General features: G+C 45.4%; 20 protein-coding genes and 2 pseudogenes. 13 read left to right on the forward strand and 9 right to left on the reverse strand.

Translation table 11 applies throughout. The features are described from left to right. Nucleotides 1-1,025 precede the first annotated feature (1,025 nt). The 4 genes from J0L70_RS00125 (at nucleotide 1,026) to J0L70_RS00135 (ending at nucleotide 3,621) form a co-directional block, all read left to right on the forward strand. A complete protein-coding gene (locus J0L70_RS00125; RefSeq protein ID WP_287452580.1) occupies nucleotides 1,026-1,850 on the forward strand; it encodes an SDR family NAD(P)-dependent oxidoreductase in 825 nt (274 codons plus the stop codon). A 432-nt stretch (nucleotides 1,851-2,282) separates the two neighbouring features. Beyond that, nucleotides 2,283-2,642 carry a CFI-box-CTERM domain-containing protein gene (locus J0L70_RS31945; protein WP_017290769.1) on the forward strand — a complete coding sequence of 120 codons (360 nt, stop codon included), beginning with the start codon at nucleotides 2,283-2,285 and terminating at the stop codon, nucleotides 2,640-2,642. Nucleotides 2,643-2,870: 228 nt separating this feature from the next. After that, the gene (gene psb34 / locus J0L70_RS00130; protein WP_017290768.1) at nucleotides 2,871-3,041 is read left to right on the forward strand and encodes a photosystem II assembly protein Psb34; all 171 of its coding nucleotides are present in this window, start codon (nucleotides 2,871-2,873) and stop codon (nucleotides 3,039-3,041) included. A 292-nt stretch (nucleotides 3,042-3,333) separates the two neighbouring features. Beyond that, the gene (locus tag J0L70_RS00135; RefSeq protein ID WP_190651872.1) at nucleotides 3,334-3,621 is read left to right on the forward strand and encodes a Mo-dependent nitrogenase C-terminal domain-containing protein; all 288 of its coding nucleotides are present in this window, start codon (nucleotides 3,334-3,336) and stop codon (nucleotides 3,619-3,621) included. Nucleotides 3,622-3,736: 115 nt separating this feature from the next. Here J0L70_RS00135 and J0L70_RS00140 read toward each other — a convergent pair. The 3 genes and pseudogenes from J0L70_RS00140 to J0L70_RS00150 all read right to left on the reverse strand — a co-directional run. Further along, nucleotides 3,737-3,853, reverse strand: a pseudogene (locus J0L70_RS00140) (cytochrome c oxidase subunit 3); the annotation flags it as partial. 57 nt (nucleotides 3,854-3,910) lie between these two features. Then, a complete protein-coding gene (locus J0L70_RS00145) occupies nucleotides 3,911-4,357 on the reverse strand; it encodes a cbb3-type cytochrome c oxidase subunit I (RefSeq protein WP_287452581.1) in 447 nt (148 codons plus the stop codon). Between the two features lie 49 nt (nucleotides 4,358-4,406). Next, nucleotides 4,407-5,003: a DUF2231 domain-containing protein gene (locus tag J0L70_RS00150; RefSeq protein WP_287452582.1), complete on the reverse strand. Its 597-nt coding sequence runs from the start codon at nucleotides 5,001-5,003 to the stop codon at nucleotides 4,407-4,409. 316 nt (nucleotides 5,004-5,319) lie between these two features. Here J0L70_RS00150 and J0L70_RS00155 point away from each other — a divergent pair, with 316 nt between their 5' ends. The 3 genes from J0L70_RS00155 (at nucleotide 5,320) to J0L70_RS00165 (ending at nucleotide 10,824) form a co-directional block, all read left to right on the forward strand. Continuing rightward, a complete protein-coding gene (locus J0L70_RS00155) occupies nucleotides 5,320-5,877 on the forward strand; it encodes an HPP family protein (protein WP_017290764.1) in 558 nt (185 codons plus the stop codon). Nucleotides 5,878-6,125: 248 nt separating this feature from the next. Then, a complete protein-coding gene (locus tag J0L70_RS00160) occupies nucleotides 6,126-8,450 on the forward strand; it encodes an FUSC family protein (protein WP_287452583.1) in 2,325 nt (774 codons plus the stop codon). Nucleotides 8,451-8,547: 97 nt separating this feature from the next. Further along, nucleotides 8,548-10,824, forward strand: a complete 2,277-nt coding sequence (locus J0L70_RS00165; RefSeq protein WP_287452584.1) for an FdhF/YdeP family oxidoreductase — start codon at nucleotides 8,548-8,550, stop codon at nucleotides 10,822-10,824. 180 nt (nucleotides 10,825-11,004) lie between these two features. Here the strand turns inward: J0L70_RS00165 and J0L70_RS00170 are convergent, their stop codons facing one another. After that, the gene (locus J0L70_RS00170) at nucleotides 11,005-12,183 is read right to left on the reverse strand and encodes an HhoA/HhoB/HtrA family serine endopeptidase (RefSeq protein ID WP_287452585.1); all 1,179 of its coding nucleotides are present in this window, start codon (nucleotides 12,181-12,183) and stop codon (nucleotides 11,005-11,007) included. Nucleotides 12,184-12,636: 453 nt separating this feature from the next. On the opposite strand from J0L70_RS00170, the pseudogene J0L70_RS00175 reads away from it, so the two are divergent. Beyond that, nucleotides 12,637-13,146 (forward strand): annotated as a pseudogene (locus tag J0L70_RS00175) (efflux RND transporter permease subunit). Next, nucleotides 13,094-13,498, forward strand: a complete 405-nt coding sequence (locus J0L70_RS00180; protein ID WP_287452586.1) for an efflux MFS transporter permease — start codon at nucleotides 13,094-13,096, stop codon at nucleotides 13,496-13,498. The pseudogene J0L70_RS00175 and the gene J0L70_RS00180 overlap by 53 nt, the downstream one beginning before the upstream one ends. Here the strand turns inward: J0L70_RS00180 and J0L70_RS00185 are convergent. After that, nucleotides 13,495-14,751, reverse strand: a complete 1,257-nt coding sequence (locus J0L70_RS00185; protein ID WP_225885670.1) for a chloride channel protein — start codon at nucleotides 14,749-14,751, stop codon at nucleotides 13,495-13,497. The two genes, J0L70_RS00180 and J0L70_RS00185, sit on opposite strands and share 4 nt — an antisense overlap. 622 nt (nucleotides 14,752-15,373) lie before the next feature. Here J0L70_RS00185 and J0L70_RS00190 point away from each other — a divergent pair. The 3 genes from J0L70_RS00190 (at nucleotide 15,374) to J0L70_RS00200 (ending at nucleotide 17,198) form a co-directional block, all read left to right on the forward strand. Continuing rightward, complete coding sequence (locus J0L70_RS00190; RefSeq protein ID WP_190651865.1) at nucleotides 15,374-15,817, forward strand: hypothetical protein; 444 nt, start codon at nucleotides 15,374-15,376, stop codon at nucleotides 15,815-15,817. Between the two features lie 107 nt (nucleotides 15,818-15,924). After that, entirely contained in the window at nucleotides 15,925-16,359 is a 435-nt protein-coding gene (locus J0L70_RS00195; protein WP_144056282.1) for a hypothetical protein, read from the forward strand. 416 nt (nucleotides 16,360-16,775) lie between these two features. After that, on the forward strand, nucleotides 16,776-17,198 hold the full coding sequence (locus J0L70_RS00200) for a hypothetical protein (protein ID WP_287452587.1): 423 nt from the start codon (nucleotides 16,776-16,778) through the stop codon (nucleotides 17,196-17,198). Between the two features lie 136 nt (nucleotides 17,199-17,334). Here the strand turns inward: J0L70_RS00200 and J0L70_RS00205 are convergent, their stop codons facing one another. Then, the gene (locus tag J0L70_RS00205; protein WP_353736599.1) at nucleotides 17,335-17,877 is read right to left on the reverse strand and encodes a DUF1643 domain-containing protein; all 543 of its coding nucleotides are present in this window, start codon (nucleotides 17,875-17,877) and stop codon (nucleotides 17,335-17,337) included. A gap of 181 nt (nucleotides 17,878-18,058) precedes the next feature. Between J0L70_RS00205 and J0L70_RS00210 the strand changes: the two genes are divergently transcribed. Continuing rightward, nucleotides 18,059-19,546 (forward strand): FAD-dependent oxidoreductase, encoded by a 1,488-nt coding sequence (locus tag J0L70_RS00210; RefSeq protein WP_287452588.1) that lies wholly within the window; start codon nucleotides 18,059-18,061, stop codon nucleotides 19,544-19,546. Between the two features lie 83 nt (nucleotides 19,547-19,629). On the opposite strand, the gene J0L70_RS00215 is transcribed toward J0L70_RS00210, so the two are convergent. From J0L70_RS00215 to J0L70_RS00225, 3 genes are all read right to left on the reverse strand, one after another. Beyond that, nucleotides 19,630-20,199: a DUF2808 domain-containing protein gene (locus J0L70_RS00215; RefSeq protein WP_287452590.1), complete on the reverse strand. Its 570-nt coding sequence runs from the start codon at nucleotides 20,197-20,199 to the stop codon at nucleotides 19,630-19,632. A gap of 90 nt (nucleotides 20,200-20,289) precedes the next feature. Next, the gene (locus tag J0L70_RS00220) at nucleotides 20,290-20,424 is read right to left on the reverse strand and encodes a hypothetical protein (RefSeq protein WP_287452592.1); all 135 of its coding nucleotides are present in this window, start codon (nucleotides 20,422-20,424) and stop codon (nucleotides 20,290-20,292) included. 67 nt (nucleotides 20,425-20,491) lie between these two features. Then, a complete protein-coding gene (locus J0L70_RS00225) occupies nucleotides 20,492-20,644 on the reverse strand; it encodes a hypothetical protein (RefSeq protein ID WP_172410449.1) in 153 nt (50 codons plus the stop codon). Nucleotides 20,645-20,740 lie beyond the last annotated feature (96 nt).

Here is a 20,740-nt window from a genome sequence, read left to right on the forward strand (position 1 = left end):
TTTGGGATTCTGCACTCGCAACGACGAAACTAGAACGTTTGAGAGCACCCTGTAAGACGCACTGTGAGCGTACTAGCAACAAGCACAAAGCTCTTTTTCATCCTGATTTTATTTTTAGGAGCGATTTTGATGAAATTCCTACGCCGATTTTATTCCGAAATTAGGGCACATCTCGTAAGGACAGGATTTTACTCACTAAGCTTCTTGCATAGAGCGATTTTTGGCACGAATTTCTATATAGATTGAATGTTTTCATTTGCCATTTCTGCAAGAAGTCTAGTGTTGCCTTGTGTATTTAAAGGTGCTCGTTGAGATGCATTCACCCGCCCTGGAATAGAATTCCGGGCTAACTGTGCGAACTCCTTTAAAAAGGACTGAATTGCTCAAACTTTTGCATAGTAAGGTTTAGTGGGCTTCGCCTTACTAGCCTAGAATAGAATTCTGGGGTGGGATAGCTTTTAAAACATCCTCTAAGGCTTATTCGATTTGCTCATTTCTGCATCATTGGATGACGAGTCAATCGAAATGACTCAGATTGCGGCTGGCAGATTTCGCTCCACTCAGATCAGCTTCCGCAGTTCAAGTTTTCTCATTTTCAGCATATGAGGATGGCATCCCGACGATTCAAGGGGATCACAATGATCATCGAGTTAGATTGATGATGAATCGGCTGCCGAATCCACGTTATTTCTGAGTACTTCATCTCGAAATGTTACGATCGTAGGTTTCTATTAATAAAAGTTGCGGTGTCTTGATTCCCTTGCTAGGGTGTGCATGTCAATTTGCGTTGACTGATTCCTATCGTTCGGAGTGACGTATCTTATGCTTTGTTTCAATCTCACTGTTGACCATTTTTCGTAAATATCAAATGAGTCTGCGGCATCAAAGCACAACAAAATATCGCTTGATCGAACATCAGGTACCTCTCTCAAAGCACAACTCAAAGATTTATTTCAGCTCTTGTCCCGTATCCGTTTAGTTAAAGACAAAGAGCCTGATAGAACCCTAACCGTGGAGATTTTACGATGAATATTCAGGGAAAGACTGCCCTAATTACCGGGGCTTCTCGTGGCATTGGGCGAGAAATTGCATTGGAATTTGCTCGACAAGGCGCGCGACGATTGATCTTAGTCGCACGATCTCACGATCGACTTGTAGAAGTTGCGAATGAAATCAGAGCATTCGGAGTAGAAGCGGTTCCAGTTGCGCTCAATCTGATTGACTGTGTGGCGGTCAATATTGCGATCGCTCAAGTATGGCGCGATTATGCTCCGATTCACATTCTGATCAACTGTGCAGGCGTTGCTTATCAAACTCCGTTTCTCCTCTCCCAGTCGTCTCAAATGCAAGAGGAGATGTCACTGAATCTAATGGGGATGTACAACATTACCCGCCTGATTGCTCGCAGAATGGCAGTGCATCAACAAGGAACGATCGTGAATGTATCGAGCCTGATGGGGAAAATTGCGGCTCCCACAATGGCAACTTATTCTGCAACGAAGTTTGCGATTTTAGGATTTACTCAAGCGCTGCGGGGAGAACTGGCAGCACATAACATTCGGGTGGTCGCCTTACTGCCATCGCTGACTGATACGGAGATGGTGCAGAACTTCCACTGGTTTCGCTGGATTATGCCTACTACGCCGCGAAAAGTGGCGCAGACTTTGGTTTCAGGGCTAGAGAGAGGATCGACCGAGATTTTGGTGGGATGGCAAAGCTATCTTGCAGTTTTGGGCAATCGCTTGATGCCGTGGGTAACTGAAAAAATTACACAGCTTGCCTCTCCGACAGCTCAAGGTCATTCTGCGATTGATGCTCGACTTCGAGTGGCTCGGCTCGGTTCGCGTTAATCTGCATTGAGATCGAGGCAATTACTTTGGGTTAGAGTGCCCTTCCGGCATGCTGGTCTATGGTGAAGACTGTTGAACCAGCACTGTCTCACAAGTTCCTCAAATTCGTTTTTTATTATCGAGACAACACATAGGGAAAAGGAGTGCATCATGTCGTTCTATACATCCGACAGATTTCAAATCCCAACCTTTAGTAATTGCCCTCGATGTCAGCAAACAGTCTCATCAACCTGCAACTACTGTCCTAACTGTGGAGCTTCGCTAAAACAAACGGCTCCCAATTACACAGCCGATCGCGTGAAAATTCCTCTAGATCGCGATTATTTCAACCCGCCGAACATCAACATAGACCCATCGAAAATCAATATAAAACCGCCGAAGATCAATATAGACTCGCCCATTGGAAGTTCTGCGAATTTCTCAAACATAGCGATGTCAGGAGAGTTTTGTTCCCAATGTGGTCAACGAATCAACCGTTCCCAACCTTTGGATAACAATATCTATGATTTGAACAGAAGAAATAGTGGCGTATGTTTCATCGCTACTGCGTGTAACGCCGATACAGGAACTTTGGACACCTTCTATAAGTTCAGAGACGAAATTCTGTTGCATTCTTCTATCGGCAGGAAAGCGGTTCAGCTTTATTACCGATTCTCGCCAAGAGTAGCGAAGCGTATTCAAAAATCTAAATTGCTTCAACACTCTATTCTGTCCGTACTCCTCAAGCCTTTAGCTGCGTTACTCAGATTCTCAGTTCTTGGCGCTAAAGACGAGGTATGGCACGAGGACTAATCACTTGACTCAATTGTGTCGAGCCGCTCACCTTCACATTGGAGAGCGTGCGAGCGCAAGGGACATATTGCATATTCGGGAATCGCCCTCCAAGGATAGGTCAGCACGCCTTATCAGAGGAAGAGTAAATCCCTATATCAGAAAAATTGAATTTTGTTGACTGTTTGTAACAATACTGTTACATTAGTTTACAGAACGAAACAAATTACCTTTTTAGAGGCAATTGCAATGTATACGACTCGGAATGAAGACGGAATCCTGAATAACTACCCTTCGGAGCCTGTGATGTACTTTGCTGAATTTCCTTCCTCTGAGCAGCAGCAAACTTACGTTACACAAGGCGCGATCGCTGTTTTACTGATCACTTTTACATTCTTGATGGCGCTGGCTGCAAGCTAGAAGCTTCTGAGGCTGTCTCTCCTCAGTCTCTAGATCGCTAAATTGACGTGAAGCACTTTGATGAATTAGAACGAACCCTGGCTTTTGGTTGGGGTTTTCGTGGTTGGGTGAGTGTTCTGCATCAGTCAATCTACAGACTGTCACGACCCATCTCGGAATACCTTTGCTTGAGCATGTTGATTGATTCATCACGAGATCACACTCGTTGCATAAATGATTGAATTCAACCGTATTAATTAGTATCAGACAAAGCCACAGCGCTCTACACTACTGGCATCTAGGAGATCAGACCATGTTGAACTTTACCTCTCACAGATTCATCGCTTCTCTCCTTCAACCCATTGCTGCAAAACTCGACGCAGTGGAAATCCGTAGCCCAGAAGCGGCTCATTTCTTCTGTCGCCTCATTCCTTCTCAATGTCCTTTTGAACGCGATATCCGTTTCTTTGGTCGAGTCCTGCTCCACATTCCGCCAATGTGCAAACTCAATCCGTTTTATGAACAATTAGTAGGACTACGGTTCAAAGCTTTGTGTTACTTAGCTGACGTGTGCGGCGAAGATATTGCTATCTACTGCTAAAGCTGGATAGAACAACAGGATGATTGCCCACAGATATACTTTAGAGCTTGAGATCTAGAACGGTCGCTTATTCACTCTCGCTTTCTTGTCTAAGCTTTTGAATCTACATCGCTCCCTAAGCTTTCCACAAATAGAGTAGCGAAAACAGAATCACCCAAATGCCATCGACAACATGCCAGAACAATGTCGTTGCACTCACTCCAAAGTGACCTTGATTGTAGTTATCCGATCGAAACGATCGAACTAAGCGGACGAATCGTTCTAGTCATAACACCGCTCAACTAATAAATTACGATGGCTCTTGAGGGGGATCGTTCTCGCCATAGGCTCTAGGATTGCCGTAGTCATAGGGCGGAAACATGACCTGAGGAATCTCTTCAAAGTTTTCTCTAGGCGGAGGAGAAGAAGTCATCCACTCTAGTCCCGTTGCTTCCCAAGGGTTGTCACTGGCTCGTGATCCTAGAAATAAAGAGGCAACCACATTGGCAATGAAGGGTAACGCCGAAAGTCCGAGCAAGAATGCACCTAAGCTGGCAATCACATTCCAATTTTGATATTCGGGGGGATACGCTGCAACTCGGCGTACCATTCCTTGTAAACCCAAAGGATGCATTGGGAAGAAGGTTAAGTTTGCACCTAAGAAAGTCAACCCAAAATGTAGCTTTCCCCAACCCTCTGCATACATATGTCCAGTAATTTTAGGAAACCAGAAGTAGATGGCTGCAAAGATTGCCATCGTAATCGTGTTTTAGCGATCGATACGTTAGAAAACATAAGCTTGCAGATTATTTCAAAACTAGATTCGGATTTTGTCCCTGTCGGACTAAGTTTGCAGCGGTGTTGTGAATGCCAAACTCATCACCGAGCTGTGCCCCTAAAGTGCCGTGAATGAAGAGGATTCCGAGCATGGCAATTCCGACTAGCAAGTAACTCCATTGCACTTCTCGTCGGGCAGATCTGCGCCAACGGTAGCGTTGGAGTCCTCGCCATAGGGTCATACCAACGATCGCCGTCAAGATGAAGACACCTGCGACTCCATGAATTAACATCGTTGTGCCTGCACTCAAGCCCCAAGCACTGGTTCCTGGTGGTGGCGTTGCGAGGAAAAGCTCAAAAAAGCCTGCTGCAACAGTGAAAAACGTGATTACTGTAGCCGCGAATAAGTTGTACCAACCGACGGTGAATAAACTCGATCGCAGAGCAGTCAAACCAAAAAATTTGAAGATCGGTTTTTCTAAGGGAAATAGTGTTCCAGCAATATCAAAAATAATGGCAATAATAAACAAGCCGAGTGTCATGTGGACAAACTGCAGGTGAATCGGAACTGAATAGGGTAAATTATTCGCTCCAAGATTTAATTCGGGTTGGAATTGTTCTGTCACGATCGACCTTACCTTCGGCAGATAGCTGTGATCAGACCGGATTGGCTCTATAGCGATCGCGTCTATCGGATGGCTTAATTTGCTCTCTACCGCAGGAAAGTTTTCAGGGCAATTTCACTGTATCTAATGAGGTTTCAATTGATTGAACAGAGAAAAATTGGAATAATATTTTCTGATTTTTGCTATAAATTCGCGTGATGAGATAACAAAAAAACTGTACCTTTAGATACTTTTCTGTAGCTTTCTTGAGAAATGTCATGATATTTTAACTTTAACGAAGCATTCATTTCAGGAAATAAAGGTGATTGGGTAGTTCATGCTCCACTATAAGAAAGCTCGGTTGAAATGGGAAAGTTATTGGTTTAAAACCCTTGGCAGATGGCAATCCTGCCCTCTAACCTGTCCAGTCGATCGACCCCATCATCGACATGTGTTTTGGAGTTGGTTCGGTAGTTTTGTTGCGATCTCGGTTACTTCTTACCTTGCCGTCAAAACGAATTCCCCGTTGTTGATGGCTCCTTTTGGTGCGACCAGCGTTTTGATCTTTGGTGTTCCGGACAGTCCTTTGGCTCAACCGCGTAATGTCATTGGTGGAAATCTGTTAGCTGCGATCATCAGTCTGATCATTTTGCATGTTTTCGGGACTTCTCCCGTGGCAATGGGAATGGCTGTTTCGACTGCGATCGGGATTATGCAAATGACTGGTACTGTACATCCTCCTTCAGGAGCTGTTGCTTTGGTTGTCATGATGACGAAACCGGACTGGCAATTTTTGTTAACGCCTGCTTTGGAAGGGTCACTGATTTTAGTTTTATGTGCTGTTGTTTTTAATAACTTAGCTGAAGAAAGAACCTATCCAAAACATTGGTTTTAGAATTGTCTTTAGTGAAGTAAAACTTCAGCACCGAACAAAATACGGTTTTTGCTCAAGTATATTTTTTTAGAATGCAGACGATGGGTGGCTTTTGCTTGGTAAGGCGAAGTCGCACATCGTCTAATTCTATTCTTGGTATTGGAGGACAAATTAATCTGCCTTAAGTCGGTTTGAGTGTTGCTCTTACTCTATATAAAATTCATCTGGCTGATGGATTTTCATCTACAATCCCGGCTCCTGCCAGAATTATGTTTTCTACACTTCTCGCCTTAACTAATGGGTTTCTTCAGCAGTTTCAGCTTAAGCCTGGTCAGCCCGCGCTCGCGGTTAGCTTCCAAGTGCTGCTCTCAGTTCTAGGGCCATTAATAGTAGGAATCGTGATCGGACAACCAGCACAAAGCACGATCGCAATTATGGGCGCGTGGATGGTGGCGATCGTGAATGTAGAAGGGGTGTATCGACAGCAGGCAACCGCAAAATTTGTCGCAATCATTAGTATTACTGCAATGCTGCTGCTGGCAAATCTGGTGCATGGCATTCTCTGGCTATCGGTACTGACGACGTTTCTCGTGATGTTTTTGCTTGGGTTTGCCGGGTTGTGGGGCGCGACAGCCTCTGCCATCAGCTTAACTGCTTCGATTATGTTTATCGTAGCATTGGCAAAATTTGCTACTTTTCCCAACTTGTCTACGGTGCTTCAGCAGTGTCTTCTATGTTTTGGGGGAGGAATATGGTCAATCATTGTTGCTTTAGGGATCTGGCAACTCAATCCCTATAAACCTGTTATCCAATCTGTTTCTAGCTGTTATCAAGCTCTAAATCAACTGATTGATGCTGCAAAGGGACGAGTTGCCTATCCTGACGATCGTCGCGCTCAATTCACTCGTTTTCTTCAAGCTCAAGATAGTTTTACGCAAGCACTCACGGCAGCACGCGATCTCTGGTCAGCTGCTTGGACAGAAGGTGCGAGAAATCTTGCAGGCAACCAATTGCTGATTTTGATCGAAGATACTCCAACGATTGCAAATTACACGGTTACTTTGGTTGAACAGGTTGTGGTTGTTTCTGATCATTCTTTATTTCAATCCTTACAGCCCGCTATTCAGCAAAGTCTCGAACAGTTAGCAGTTGTATTGCAACAAATGTCTACTGCGATCGCGAAAGGTCGATCCTCGGTACATTTAGGTGATCTCGATCGCGCCATTGAAGCGCTCAAACATCAACAGCAAATCTTACATACGCAATTCCATTCCAATCTCGTTTCGACTCCGCCGGATCATCAGACTGCATTAACAAGTTTGGATAAGATTTCCACGATACTGACGCGACTATCAGGCCAACTTTATACCGATGTCGAGTTGATGACTGCCTTGGAACAAGAAACGGTTCATAGAAGAGTGAGGTCAGCTAGAACTCGTTCTAGGCTCTCTTTTCCAAAGCCAGCTAATTTCGCTGAAGTTCTCACTCCTCTGCGTGACCATCTCACGGTTCATTCGATTTTTTTTCGTCATGCTTTGCGGTTAGCGATCGTTGCCACGATTGCGGAAGTTCTTGCCGCTCAATTTCAGATTCCTCAAGGTTATTGGGTGACGCTTACGGCTGTGATTGCTCTCAAGCCAAACTATGGTGGTACCTCTCAGATGATTCTGCAACGGGTGATTGGAACGGTGATTGGGGGTGTAATTGGGATCGCGATCGTTGCTTTAGTTCACAACTCTTGGGTGATTAGTGTCTGTCTTCTCTTACTCATTATGGGCGCAATGGCAGTTCAGCCCCTCAGTATTATTCTATTTATTACGCTTCTGACTCCTGCTATCATTTTGCTTTTGAATGCGACAAGTCAAGGGGGATGGGAAATCGGGGTTTTACGAATTGCGGATAGTCTAGCAGGTGGGGTTCTCGCATTGTTGGGTAGCTTTCTATTGTTTCCTCAATGGGAGCGGCAACAGCTTCCTGCTCAGCTAGAAACGACGATCCGCGCTAATCTGACTTACTTTCAGCAGGTGATTGCAGCTTATCTTCATCCCGATAAAGTCGGGGCTGCTCAATCTATTGCGCTTCCACGCCGTCAAGCTGCGTTAGAAAATACGAACCTTACAGCTTCAGCACAACGGTTATTTAGTGAGCCTCGGAATGTTCAAGGTGATGTTGAATCGATCACAACTTTGATTTTCTATATTCGCCGCTTGTTCAATTCCGTGACAGCGCTTGCAGATCATCGTCAGGAATTAAGCGGGAAGTATCAATGTCCAGAGTTCACACAATTTGCTGATATGGTCGTTCAGGTTTTAGAGAACGGGGCTGATTCTTTACAACAGCGGCAAACTCTCCAGTCTTTGCCTGATCTCGATCGTGTGCTCGACGGAATTCACCATCACCTCAATCAACTGCAAACGGCTCACACTTCTGTTACGCCTGGTTCAAGGACTGCGACTCAGATATTTCATGCCGTCCGGGAACGCGCCCCTGTTTCTGTGGGGCTAGATCAAATTGCTTATGAAATTAAAAATATTCATCACGCGATCGCACAGTTATCACAACCTGTCGTAGAACAGAAATTAAACCTGAGCTAAATCCCTCGCTCGACAGAAGCTCAGATCTCTCTGTGGACACATTCTGCTGCGATCGTATTCGGGATACTTTGCGGAAGTAGCTAAACACCCTTAAACCATGAGTGCCAATCCGCAAGACATCCAACCTGTGCCCCCGTTTAATGAAAAGAATGAAGAGGCATTGGACATTGGCGGTGGATTGCCTGTTATTCAGTTCTGGGCAGAAAAGACGCTTTCGCCCGAAGGCGCGAAAATCTGGCAAACCTTGTTCCACCACAGCGCTTGCCTCTCCTGCTCTTGGGGAACGGGCGGGCAGAAAGGAGGCTTTACTGATGAGGAAGGAGAAAAGCTTCAGCGCTGTATGAAGAGTGTCGAAGCAATCTCGGCAGAAATTAAGCCAGGGATTAAGCCTCATTTCTTTGAACAACATTCGATTACTGAGTTGCAGCAGTTGAGTTCGATGCAAGCCGATCGTTTAGGGCGATTGAGCTATCCTGTCATTCTTCGCGCAGGCAGTTCCCACTACGAGCGGATTAGTTGGGAGGAGATTTACAGCATTGCCGAAGCTGGATTTCGGAAAGCGCCAGAACGAGTGGCTTCTTATAGTTCGGGGCGATCGTCGAATGAAGCGGCGTTTCTGTTGCAATTGATGATGCGGGCATTCGGATCGAATAATCTCGCAGATTGTTCAGATCTTTGCCATGCGCCTTCAACTTTTGCACTTCAGCAGATGTTTGGAACTAAGACCTCGATCGTGTCATTGGAGAGTCTCAAGAAAGCAGATTGTGTGGTTCTAGCAGGCGCAAACTCTGCTTACAATCATCCGCGCTTGATGAATGAGTTGATCAAGCTCCGAGATGATCGAGGCGGCAGAGTGATTGTGATCAATCCAATGATGGAAATTGGATTGGTCAAGTTTGGCTCGCCTGCGTTTCCAGTGAAATCATTGATTCCAGGTTCAGAGATTTCTTCGTTGTATTTACAGCCGATTCCCGGCAGTGATGTCGCTGTCTTTCTTGGGATTCAAAAGGCGCTGATTGAGCAGGGATCTGTCGATCGCACCTTTCTCGATGCTCACACCGAGAATGCAGAAGCGGTCTTAGAGCAAGCAAGTGCAACATCCTGGGAAACGATTACTTCTACTTGTGGAGTGACTCAGGAAGAACTAGAAGCTGCTGCAACGATTATTGGAACCTCGAAATCAGTTGTGTTTGCTTGGGCAATGGGACTCACACAACATGAAAATGGTGTGGATAACATTTTGAGTATTGCGAATACGGCTCTAATTTCAGGCAATATTGGGCGAGAAGGAACAGGTGTGATGCCTGTTCGCGGACATTCCAATGTTCAGGGATTTGGCTCAATGGGGGTGACGACTCAGAAGCTGAAAGAAGGGCTGCAAGAGTCGCTAGAGAAACTACTCGGAAAGCCATTGAGTAGCGTGAAAGGCTATGACACTCGCGCTTTGATTGAAGCTGCCGATCAAGGTAAGGTGGATACGTTGATTTGCTTAGGTGGCAATCTCTATGGTGCGAATCCGGATTCGACTCAAGCTAAGAGAGCGATCGCGCAAATTGAAACGGTGATCTATCTGGCTACTAAGCCGAATATCGGGCACTTCAACGGGCTGGCTCAGCACAACACGATTATCATTCCGGTGTTCAATCGGTTTGAAACCCCTTATCGAACCACGGTTGAATCTGGCAACAATTTTGTGCGGTTGAATGATCCTGGCAAAACCCATTTGAAAGACGCAGATGTCATTCTTGAAATTGATTTTCTGACCGAACTCGCACATCGAGTTCACGGTTCTTATCCGGTAGAGTGGCGAAAGCTGCGCGATCCAAAGTATGTGCGGCAATTGATTGCAGAAATGGTTCCTGGATTCTCGAAGATGGCAACGATCGATGACACTCGCGAGGAGTTTACGATCGAGGGTCGCATCATCACAGAACCTAAGTTCCCCACGCCTTCGGGAAAAGCAAAGATGTTTAGTACCCCGTTGCCCCGGTTGGAATTGCCCGATCGCGCTTCGTTCAATGTTGATGGCTCAATTCCTAGTGTCGTTGTGGCGATCATGACGGGGCGCAGCTATTCTCAGCACAATACGGTCGTGTACAAAGATGGCGACAAGTATCGCGGAATGCCGCATCGTAATTGTATTTTGATGCACCCAACTGATGCTGAGAAAGCAGGATTGAAGCAACATCAGCGCGTGACTGTACAAGGCAATGCAGGCAAATTAGAACAGGTGGAATTGATTTATGGAGCTGTACGTCCGGGAGCGGCAGTGATGTTTTATCCAGAAGTGAATCGAATCTTTAGTGCAAAGGTCGAAACGCGATCGGGGACACCCGCTTATAAACGAGTGCCTGCGATCGTATATGCCAGCTAGAACTGACGCTCGGTTTCTGGTTGTGTCAAACATCGTTTTTAGTAACAAATTTAGTGATTCATGGTGTTTGGTTAAGCGCTCATTACCGAAGAGAGTACAGTCAATCTCATCACATCGGATCAAGGGTTAACCTCAATCCGATGTGATTCGGGATTTTGTTCTCTTAGCTCTCTTCTTGAATTAAGATGCATCGGGTGGCGGAAGTTGGGTAGGTCGTACATTAACTGCAACGCTACGATCGTTGCGTTGGACAGTCATCGGAAGTGGATTATTTAACTGTGCCCCTTCGATCGTTTTCTGAACTTGTTCAGTGTTTTGAACCGCATTGCCATTAATACTTATAAGCACATCTCCTGGACGTAGCCCTGCTCGTGCCGCAGGAGAATTCTCTGCTACTCTCACAATGAGTACGCCAGTCGTCTGATTGACTTGAAAGCCAACATTACTGCGGTTAATTTGATCGCGCAGTTCTGGCGTGAGATCAGTCATCAGCACCCCTAAATAAGGGTGAGAGACTTGTCCTTTCGTGATCAATTGCTCCGCAACTTGTTGGGCAGTGTTAATGGGAATGGCAAAACCGATTCCCTGTGCTCCTTGGATAATGGCAGTATTGATGCCAATAACTTCTCCATTGGCATTGAGTAATGGGCCACCCGAATTTCCTGGATTAATGGCTGCATCGGTTTGAATAAATCTCACCCGTTCAGCCGGAACCCCGACATCCGAACTAGAACGACCTGTTGCACTAACAATTCCTTCTGTCACTGTGTTATCGAGTCCTAATGGATTGCCGATCGCGATCGCGGCTTGCCCAGGTTGCAGATTATCAGAATTGCCGAGTCGAGCAGTAGGTAGTCCTGTTGTTTCAATCTTTAGAACTGCAACATCTGTCACGCGATCGCTGCCTAAAACTTTGGCATCAAATCGTCGCCCGTCCTTCAGTACAATACTCACCGTATCTGCATTGTCAACAACGTGTGCATTGGTGAGAATTCGCCCATCCTGACTAATAATAAATCCTGAACCCGTACCTCGCTGCACTCGTTGCTGAGTGGGAGATTGCTCACCAAAAAACCGTCTTAAGTACGGATCGTTGGTGGGCTGCTGTAATGTTCGAGTTGAGTTAACGCGAACCACTGCAGGGCCAACTTGTTCTACGACTTGAGCCACATAGTTTGGATTCCCTCCTGAATTGGCAACGGGAGGATTGGATGGGGTAGGAACTGGAGTATTGGAACTTTGAGCTTGGGGCGTGACCGTTTGTTCTTGTGGAGCACTGAGATTCCGAACACATCCTGTGCTCAGACTGGCAAGAATTAAGGTCAATGAAACTAGAGAGGGTTTGATAATGCTAGCCATAACACTTCACTGTAATGAATACTAAATCTTGAAGAAAAACAAATTCACAACTTCATCCTAGAAACTGAATTGGGCAAGTCATCTCTCTAACGACTAGAGTTCGTTCAACTGAGTTCAATTGATTTGATTCCGCATTTCACTACGGACAAATTGCATAATCGCAGGCATGGTTTCCATTAACGCTGCGGCGGCTTGAGAAGAGACCAATTTCTAGATCGAGCATCTTTGGTTTCATTATTTTTTTATTCCTCGAGAAGTATGACACTCAGAAAAAATATGTCATATTAATAGTTAGATAAACTAACTATTAATATGCAAAAAAATGGGTTTGCATGATGCCTATTTATGCTTCTCCTCGATCTCACAGCGCTGTCAATTTGTTCCATCCTGCAAATCGACAGCAACGCTGGAAGCTCTGGAGTTTGTTGTTCTTGCTTTGCTGGCATTACTTCGATGACTTCGAGTAGTTCCTTGGGCAGTTCTCAGATCACGCTGCAATTTGATCTCAATCGCAGTATTGATGGGGCTGCACAAGATGTACAAGCCGCGATCGCGAAAGTTATCCAACAGTTGCCTTCGACGATGACAACGCCACCGTCTTATCGGAAAGTGAATCCTGCCGATCAGCCAGTTCTCTATCTTTCGTTGAGTTCTGAAATCTTGCCACTTTCTACGATCGATAAATATGCCGAAACGCAGTGAGCTCAGCGACTTTCGATGGTGAGTGGTGTGGCTCAGGTTAACGTGTTTGGATCGCAGGAGTATGCAGTTCGAGCATTGCTTGATCCAAACTCTTTAAGTGCTAGAGGAATCGGGATTGATGAAGTTGCAGATGCGATTAGCAAAGGCAATTCTAATCTTCCCACCGGGAATCTCTATGGCAATCAGCAAAACCTGACGATCGAATCGAATGGACAACTCACTACCAAAGCAAGATATTTCGGCTGGATCGGGATTTTATAACCTGACTCGTCAGCTTGGCGGTAGCATTGGCATTGCTATCTTAACGACGCTATTGGCTCAACGAGAAGCGTTTCACAAAGCGATGTTGCTGACGAATTTATCGCCTTACAATCCAGAAACCACTCAACGTCTGAATGCTCTAGCAAGCGCATTTCAAAGCCGTGGCTCAGATGCAGCTACCGCCCAACAGCAAGCCCTTACCTCTTTGGATCAATTGGTCAATTTGCAAGCGGCAATTTTATCCTATGCCGATATTTTTCGGTTTGTGGGTGTGGTTTTTCTATGTTCGTTGCCGTTGCTTTTACTGCTAGGGAAAGGCGGTGCCGGGGCAAAGGCACCGATCGATCACTAATCGCCTGTTTCTAGAGTGGACAATGGCGATTGATTTTGAGTTCGACTCTGAGAGCGAATGAAAGGCAACTTGGGAGAGAGGAAAAACCCGACTAAACTTGCAAAGAGAATGGGGGCAAAGGGCGTAAAGCCTGTCAACTTCGTTAAGAGCAGTGTTGTGCTAATCGGAGTCCGAGTTACTGCTGCATTCATGGCCGCCATAATTGCAATCATCGGAAGTACAGGATTAACACCCGGAATCAGTAGCGCGATCGCTTTACCAAGACAAGCTCCTGTAAAAAACAGCGGAATAATAAATCCCCCGCGCCATTCGCCATTTACCGTTACCGCGATCGCAATCATTTTCGCGATCGCGATCCCTAGCAAAGTGAAAGCACCGAGATTTTGTTCAACGACTGAATTTAATTCTTCATGACCAAAGTAGCGTGTCAGAGGAACGAGCATGGCGATAATTCCTAACACTAATCCCGCGATGGTCGTCCGAATATAAATCGGTTGCGGAATTTTTGCAAACAGCCAAGCACAACCTCTAAAAATACTAATAAATATCCAAGCCGCGATCGCTCCAACAATTCCATAAGCAATAGAAAGAGCAAAATCATCCACATTATTAATTGTGTATTGGGGAAATTGCCAAGTTGGATTCAGCCCCAAATGCGTAATTAAGGCAAAGACAATGTAGCTAGCACAGCTAGAAACGATCGCAGGTAAAATCGCCTCGTAATATTCCACGACATGCTGGTGATGCAGAATCTCCAATGCAAAGAACGCACCCCCCAATGGCGCACCAAACAATGCGGTAAAGCCTGCTGCCATTGCTGCTAGGCTCAGCGATCGCAGGTTTTCTCCCGTTAACTTTAAGCGATCGGCAACCCAAGTTCCAAAAGAACCTGTGACCTGAACCATCGGAGCTTCGGGACCTAAACTCCCTCCTGCCGAAATGCTCACCAACGAGGTCAGGATCATGGAAGGATTTTCACGAACGTCAATTCGCCCACCGCGAGAATGGATGTTATCCACAATCAAGCCAATTTCACCCGGATGACCTAGAAGGTGGATGATTAGCCCGATTATGAAACCCGCAAAGGGCATGACGATGAGCAGTGAAGTACCGCTGAACGATCGTAAAGTATGGGTCAGAAGTTCTAGTAGGTTCCAGTACAGCCCGGCGAATAAACCGCTGCCCACGCCGATGAGCGCCCAACAAATGATCCAGCGGGATAGCGTGAAAGGATTTCGCTCGGCTAGGCTCACGAGCCAGCTCCCTCTCTGATTTTGATTTTGGCGAGAGCCTTTAGATTGTTTAGGTCGAAATGGAAATACCATCGAATGTTCGTAATCTTCAAGGCTTAGATCGTCTCATAACACGATAGAAATCGGGTAAAAATCAGCTCTACCTTAAGGAGGAATTCTCACCTTACGATTCTATGAATTAAAGTGGAACGGGATTTCTATGCTGACTATGCTCTAGAAAGGACAGTTCAAGATTGTGAATTAAGTTGCGAACTTCCGGCTTTTGAAAAGGGGAACTGCTCAAAGCAGATTAATGTTTGTCATCCATCCGATAACCACAACAAATCACAATTGCGCAATTCGTTGGTCTTATGTCTACACCAAAAGGCTTGCTCCTCTAGGTGTCATATAGAAAATTTCTACTTGTTTAAGTAATTCTAATTTTTCCTTCGATCGTAGCCTCTGCTGCAGTCTTTAAATGTATCCGGTATACAGTGATAAATGGACGTTATTCGCTTCACGTAGCATGAAGCAAATTTTGTAAAGATGAATCTGGTTCCGTAAACCTTTTGTGCGACCGGATTGGGTAGCGTTCTGATTTGTTCGGGCTGATGTTTGTTAGAAATTGGAGATTTGGAGTTTTATGCTCAAACACATTGCGCGTCGGTTGAGTGCAGTAGCAGTTACATTTTTATTATTTTTTAGTCTTTCGTTTGGAGTGATGAGTGTAGCTCAAGCGGCAAGTGCAACGACTGATCTTGAACAGACGAAGGGCTATTATGCTCAAAAAGCAGACGATATGTCTGAAGTGCAAGCTGCTCCTAGTGTAGAAGTAGATTCTGAAGCCGCTGAAGAGGCGGCTGAAGAGGCAGCAAAAGCGGAGAAGAAAGCTGCGAAGAAGGCGGCGAAGGAGGCAAAAGCTGCAGCGAAGGCTGAAGAGAAGAAAGTGAAGGAAGCTGCGAAGGCAGAAGCGAAAAAAGCGAAGGAAGCTGCGAAGGCAGAGGCGAAAAAGGCGAAGGAAGCTGCGAAGGCAGAGAAGGCAAAGGGTGCTGAAAAGTCTACTGATGTGACTGAATCTGATTCTTAGCGTTGGATGCCGACATCTAACGGTTGGTAGTGCGATCGAGCGTCAAATTCCTCGATCGCAGAGACAGATTTCAAGCGGTTTGTATTGGATCATTGCAGGAGATTGATATGAAAAGATTGTTTGTGTCCGTTTTTGCAAGTTTAGTTGTTTTACTCGGTTTTGCAGGAAGGGTGCAGGCAACACCTTTGTCGGTTGCTCCTCCGATTTTATCTGTGGCTGAAGCGGCTCCAGTTGATGTGATTGAGCAACTGAAAACACAAATTTTGCCGCAGCTTCAGAGCATTTTGACTCCAGAGCAGCAACAGCAGCTTGAGAGTGCGATCGTAGAAGGAACGCCGAATCTGCCTAAGGCGATGCAATCATTAATGCTCACGCCAGATCAGAAGGCTAAACTTGCAGGTGTTTTTAAGACGCTTCCGAAAAAGGAAATTTTTGCGTCGATGACTCCAGAGCAGAAGAAGCAGCTTTTTATGAGCAAAAAAGATCTGTTTATGCCGACTGCTGAAGAGATTGCTGGATATAAAGCGATGAAAGGGAAATAAATTAATGTGGAAAGATAGGGAAGCTTGATTTTCCTACCCTATCTGAGACAAGACTGATTTCAATGTTGGATCGGTTGTGAAGCTGTCAGGAAATCACAAAGCCAAACCATCGATCGAGATTGAGAACCCTTTGAACTTCTGCGGTTATCGCAGAAGTTCAAATTTTAATTACTTTCTCAAATCCAGACTTTTCAAGAGTTCCAGTTCGATAATCTTGGACTATAAAATTAACTGGACTGAAAATGGACTAAATTTTCACCTCTATTTTTCGACTCGATCACGGCTCGCCTATCCAAATTTGACCTGATTATACCCGTCGATCTCTTCAGTAAATCGCCTCTTTAGTCTTATATGAGACTTATAATGAGTCCTAAATTAAGTCTTATTTGAAACTGTGAATTCGATCGCAGAAGCCAATGAACCAACCACACTCCATTATTTTGACTCTCACAATCATTACCATCACAAGTGCAACTCCAACCCTTTCCGAGCCGTACAACTCCAACCCCGATCGGCAAGGTAACTATTTCAGCAATGAAGCCCCAGTCAAAGGCACAGTCCAATCTCCTCTGATGCGCGGCTCACTCTGGCAAGTGACAGTCTCATACTTAAACTGTCGCAGCAATGCAGATGCAAAGTCTCGGATTATCCGACAGTTCAAACGCTCAGAATTACTGCAAGCCGATGTCGGTCGTGGCGGCGCAGACGAAGTTCTCCTCAATGCAAAAGACAAAAACGGCAATCCCTGGATGCGAGTTAGAAGCGCATCTGGACAAAATTACAAATGCTACGTCAGAGCAAATCGCCGCTATATCCAACCTTACTCTTCTCACCAATAATACCTCTTTCTCATTTAAGACGCTATATGAGACTTAATCTGTGTCTCATTCGAGACACGCTCATCATACAGAAGTTGGGAATGTTTTAGATCTACAGGGCTAAAAGGTTATCGGCTTGTATGTGAAACCCACACTATCAAAACTGAATTGGGTGGAGTGTTTGTGGAAGGTACAGTGGATGCCAAGGCATTCCTCGCTTAGTTCGCCTTAAGCAATAAAGATTTGGAAGCATCTTTTTAACGTCAAGATGTCGATCGTGATGAGTTCCATGATTGCCCCAGACAGCCACAACAATCCTTGCCCTTGCCGAATACTCCAGTAAATACTTGTCATTGTCTGAACCGATTGGATCGACTGAGGCAATCATATCTTTTGGGTTTGTTGCTCGATACGCAAACAAATTTGTCATACAAAGACCCGAATACCCCCAATCTTTCGCAAATTTGATGCAACGGCGAATTGTAGGATCATCCTGTGTTTCATCTGCCGTAGATGGATTCAAGCCAACAAACATGGCGTAATTAGAACTCCAATCGTTCGCCCACCTTCGCCAAAGAACATAGCGATATCTTCGACAAGGAGAAAATATCGCATCACTAGAAGGTGTTTCAACCGCAGGAAAACAGGACGACTGATTCATGAACTGCCTGACATTGGTGATTGAACTCAGCATATCCATCAAAAACTAGGGCGGCAACGCCTGCTGAAGCAAGTCATAACAAAGCAAATTCGTTAGAAATTTGCCTTGTTATGACTTGCCGCACTCATCTTTTCTAAAGACGATCCATCGAGCTTTGCTGCTCTAGTTTTTTGAGTGCGATATCGTTATGAGAGCTAAGCGCACTTGTTCTACACGCTCTATGTTGATTCAACCTACGCCAAGCGAACTCGTTCTTTCTCACACCAATGCCTTAATTATTGGAGGGGGTCCCGCAGGACTCGCGACAGCACTCATGTTGGCACACCGAGGATGGACAAATATTACCGTGCTAGAAAAGCGCACGGCAGCCGACTACTACGAGCCAGATAAGTCCTTTAACTACCTCATTGATGGTCGAGGTCAAAAATTAACAGACTTACTTGGACTGACTGAACAGTTACCTAAAATCGGTGTTCCCAATACAGCGTTCTACATCACCCGCATTCAGCCCAACGGTAAGCGCAAAACCTCAAAATTACCGATCGTCAATTCCAACCGAAAAATAGCGTATTGGATTCCTCGAAGAGTCTTTGTCCAATTGCTCTACGAAGAAATCGAACGCAACTGGCAAGACCACATTACGGTTCGCTTCGACACTCAATGTACAGAGATTAATCAAATTAGCACAGAGGAAGGCATCAAAACGCTGGAAGTAGTCGCTCAGAAATCGAACCATGAGATTGAGCGATTTGAACCATTTCTGTTAGTTGGCTGTGATGGAATCCAATCGATTGTTCGCACGACATTGAAGCAGTGGGAGCGCACGGATCGATTTGAGATGCAACGATTTCCTTCTCCGAGTTCTGGATTGCGATACAAAGTGTTGAGCCTACCCCCAAACTTTCCGCTTGACGCTCAACATCAAGACCATGCTGTTTCTACAAGAGCTTATGCCATTCGGGGAATATGGCGGAGTCGCACTCAGTTTCTCACGCTCGGTCTTTTGCCCCTCAAAGATGACACCGCGCCGCGCACTGTCAATATCATCACCCATCCAGATCATCAAATCTGGAGCTTGAAAACGGGCGAGCAAGTTCTCCAGTTTTTAGAGCAAGGCTTTCCACAACTGCCCATTCGTCAAATGATCTCGATCGAAGAAGCCGATCGATTTGCTAAAAGTAACGGTGGCGTTTTTCCAATGCCTCAATTCTGCCCTGGATTGCACTATCTCTTGAAGCAAGAACCATCAGAAACGATTCAGGCTGGCATCGTGCTGTTAGGAGATGCCATTCATTGTTTTCCCCCGGATATCGGACAAGGTGTGAATGCAGCATTAGAAGATGTGTCTGTTTTAAATGACATCCTGTGTCAAAGCCAAAATGATCTATTACAGGCACTTCCACGGTATGAGGCGATTCGAGCCATGGATGTTCAGGCAGTCGTTCGACTAGCTCAGACCGCAGCCCCTTGGCAATACAATCAGAATCGCTTGCAGGCGCGATTGTGGATGATGCGGTTTTTTCTCCACTTTGGTCTCAGTCGGTTCCTTCCTGGTATGAGTCCTCCAGCATTCTTTCAGCTTCAGAATCAGGAATTGTCTTATCAAGAGATTTGGAGTCAGGAGCAATCGAGCAGCAAAATTCTCAAGGTGTTCAGCATCCTTGTGATCATCAGTCTGCTTGCAAGTGCGATCGCATCTCAATGGTAAGGTCAAGCAATAGATTCATGAACCAAAGAAAAGACCCTCGACGGCAAAGGGTCTACATTGTTTCTAATCAGATTGAAAGAAAGCTACTGGTAAGACTGCAAATGAATGCGTCCATAGCCTAAGAACAATCCAGAAGCTTGATCTCCTTCAGGATAAGCCGTGACTCCAAACAAATAAACGCCTCCCTGCCAAGGATTTGCTGTTGCATCTAGTACAACAGTCACAGTTTGTCCGGGTTGAATCGGAGGGTTAAATGTGACGGTTGTCTCACTCTTATTGTTGGGGCGTTCACCACCGATCGCGGCGAGTGAAACCGATTGCCCTCTCGCCATGTGATCTCCTAGAAATGCACGACTTTGTGAAGGATCGAAGCTGACACGATCGAGGTTTTCCTCCTGAGCAATTCTAACCGTTTGCAAAGCTGCTCCAGCATCCGATGGCACTTGAATCGTAAACTCATAAGCCGATGGAGTATGAGCTAAAACGTTACTAGCAGCAGTCCGAACGAGATGAGGCGCACGTTCAAAGTAGCTCCGTCCTCCAATTTGCCCTGCTCTCGCAGTCAAAGGTAAGAGACTGAGCAGAACTGCACTGATTGTAAATACCGATGCGAAGTGCGATCGCGCTTTTAGCGAAGATAGCTTTCTCAACATAATTTCACTCCAACTCTAAACAATCTCAACCATTGGAGTAGGTGAAGAAGTGGACTAGAATGCCAAGACTCAGCGATTCAAGAAAACAAGTTATCCCTGTGCTTGTAACATCATCAATGTTACAAGCACGGTAATGCCAAGCGCCAGAGTGACTAAGCTTCCCCAACTTGCTGAATCAGAAATGAGTCTTTCTTTAATCATTTTCAGGTACTCAGAAGCTTCCATCTCAGCCTCCTTAAGTCTGTGGTTTTAGAAGTTGATGAGAAGCATTTCGGGTCTCAGAACTGAAGTCCTAGAAACTGCTTAGCAGAATGATGACCGTAAATAGACAGAACAGCCCAACGGATACAGCCGCGATCGTAGCGTATGGAGCACGATTGATGTGATCAAGATACTGGTTTACTTTTTCGTCTTTTTCTTCAGGTAACCAAGTTGCAGGTTTCATAATGTACACCTCTTGAAGCGAATAAAGTGTATCGTCCCATTTCTAACTTTAAGCGGTTTTCCGATGACAGATGAGAAGACTAAAAGAAACTTTGTG

It is taken from the genome of Leptolyngbya sp. UWPOB_LEPTO1 (assembly GCF_017302695.1).
Lineage (GTDB): Bacteria > Cyanobacteriota > Cyanobacteriia > Leptolyngbyales > Leptolyngbyaceae > Leptolyngbya > Leptolyngbya boryana.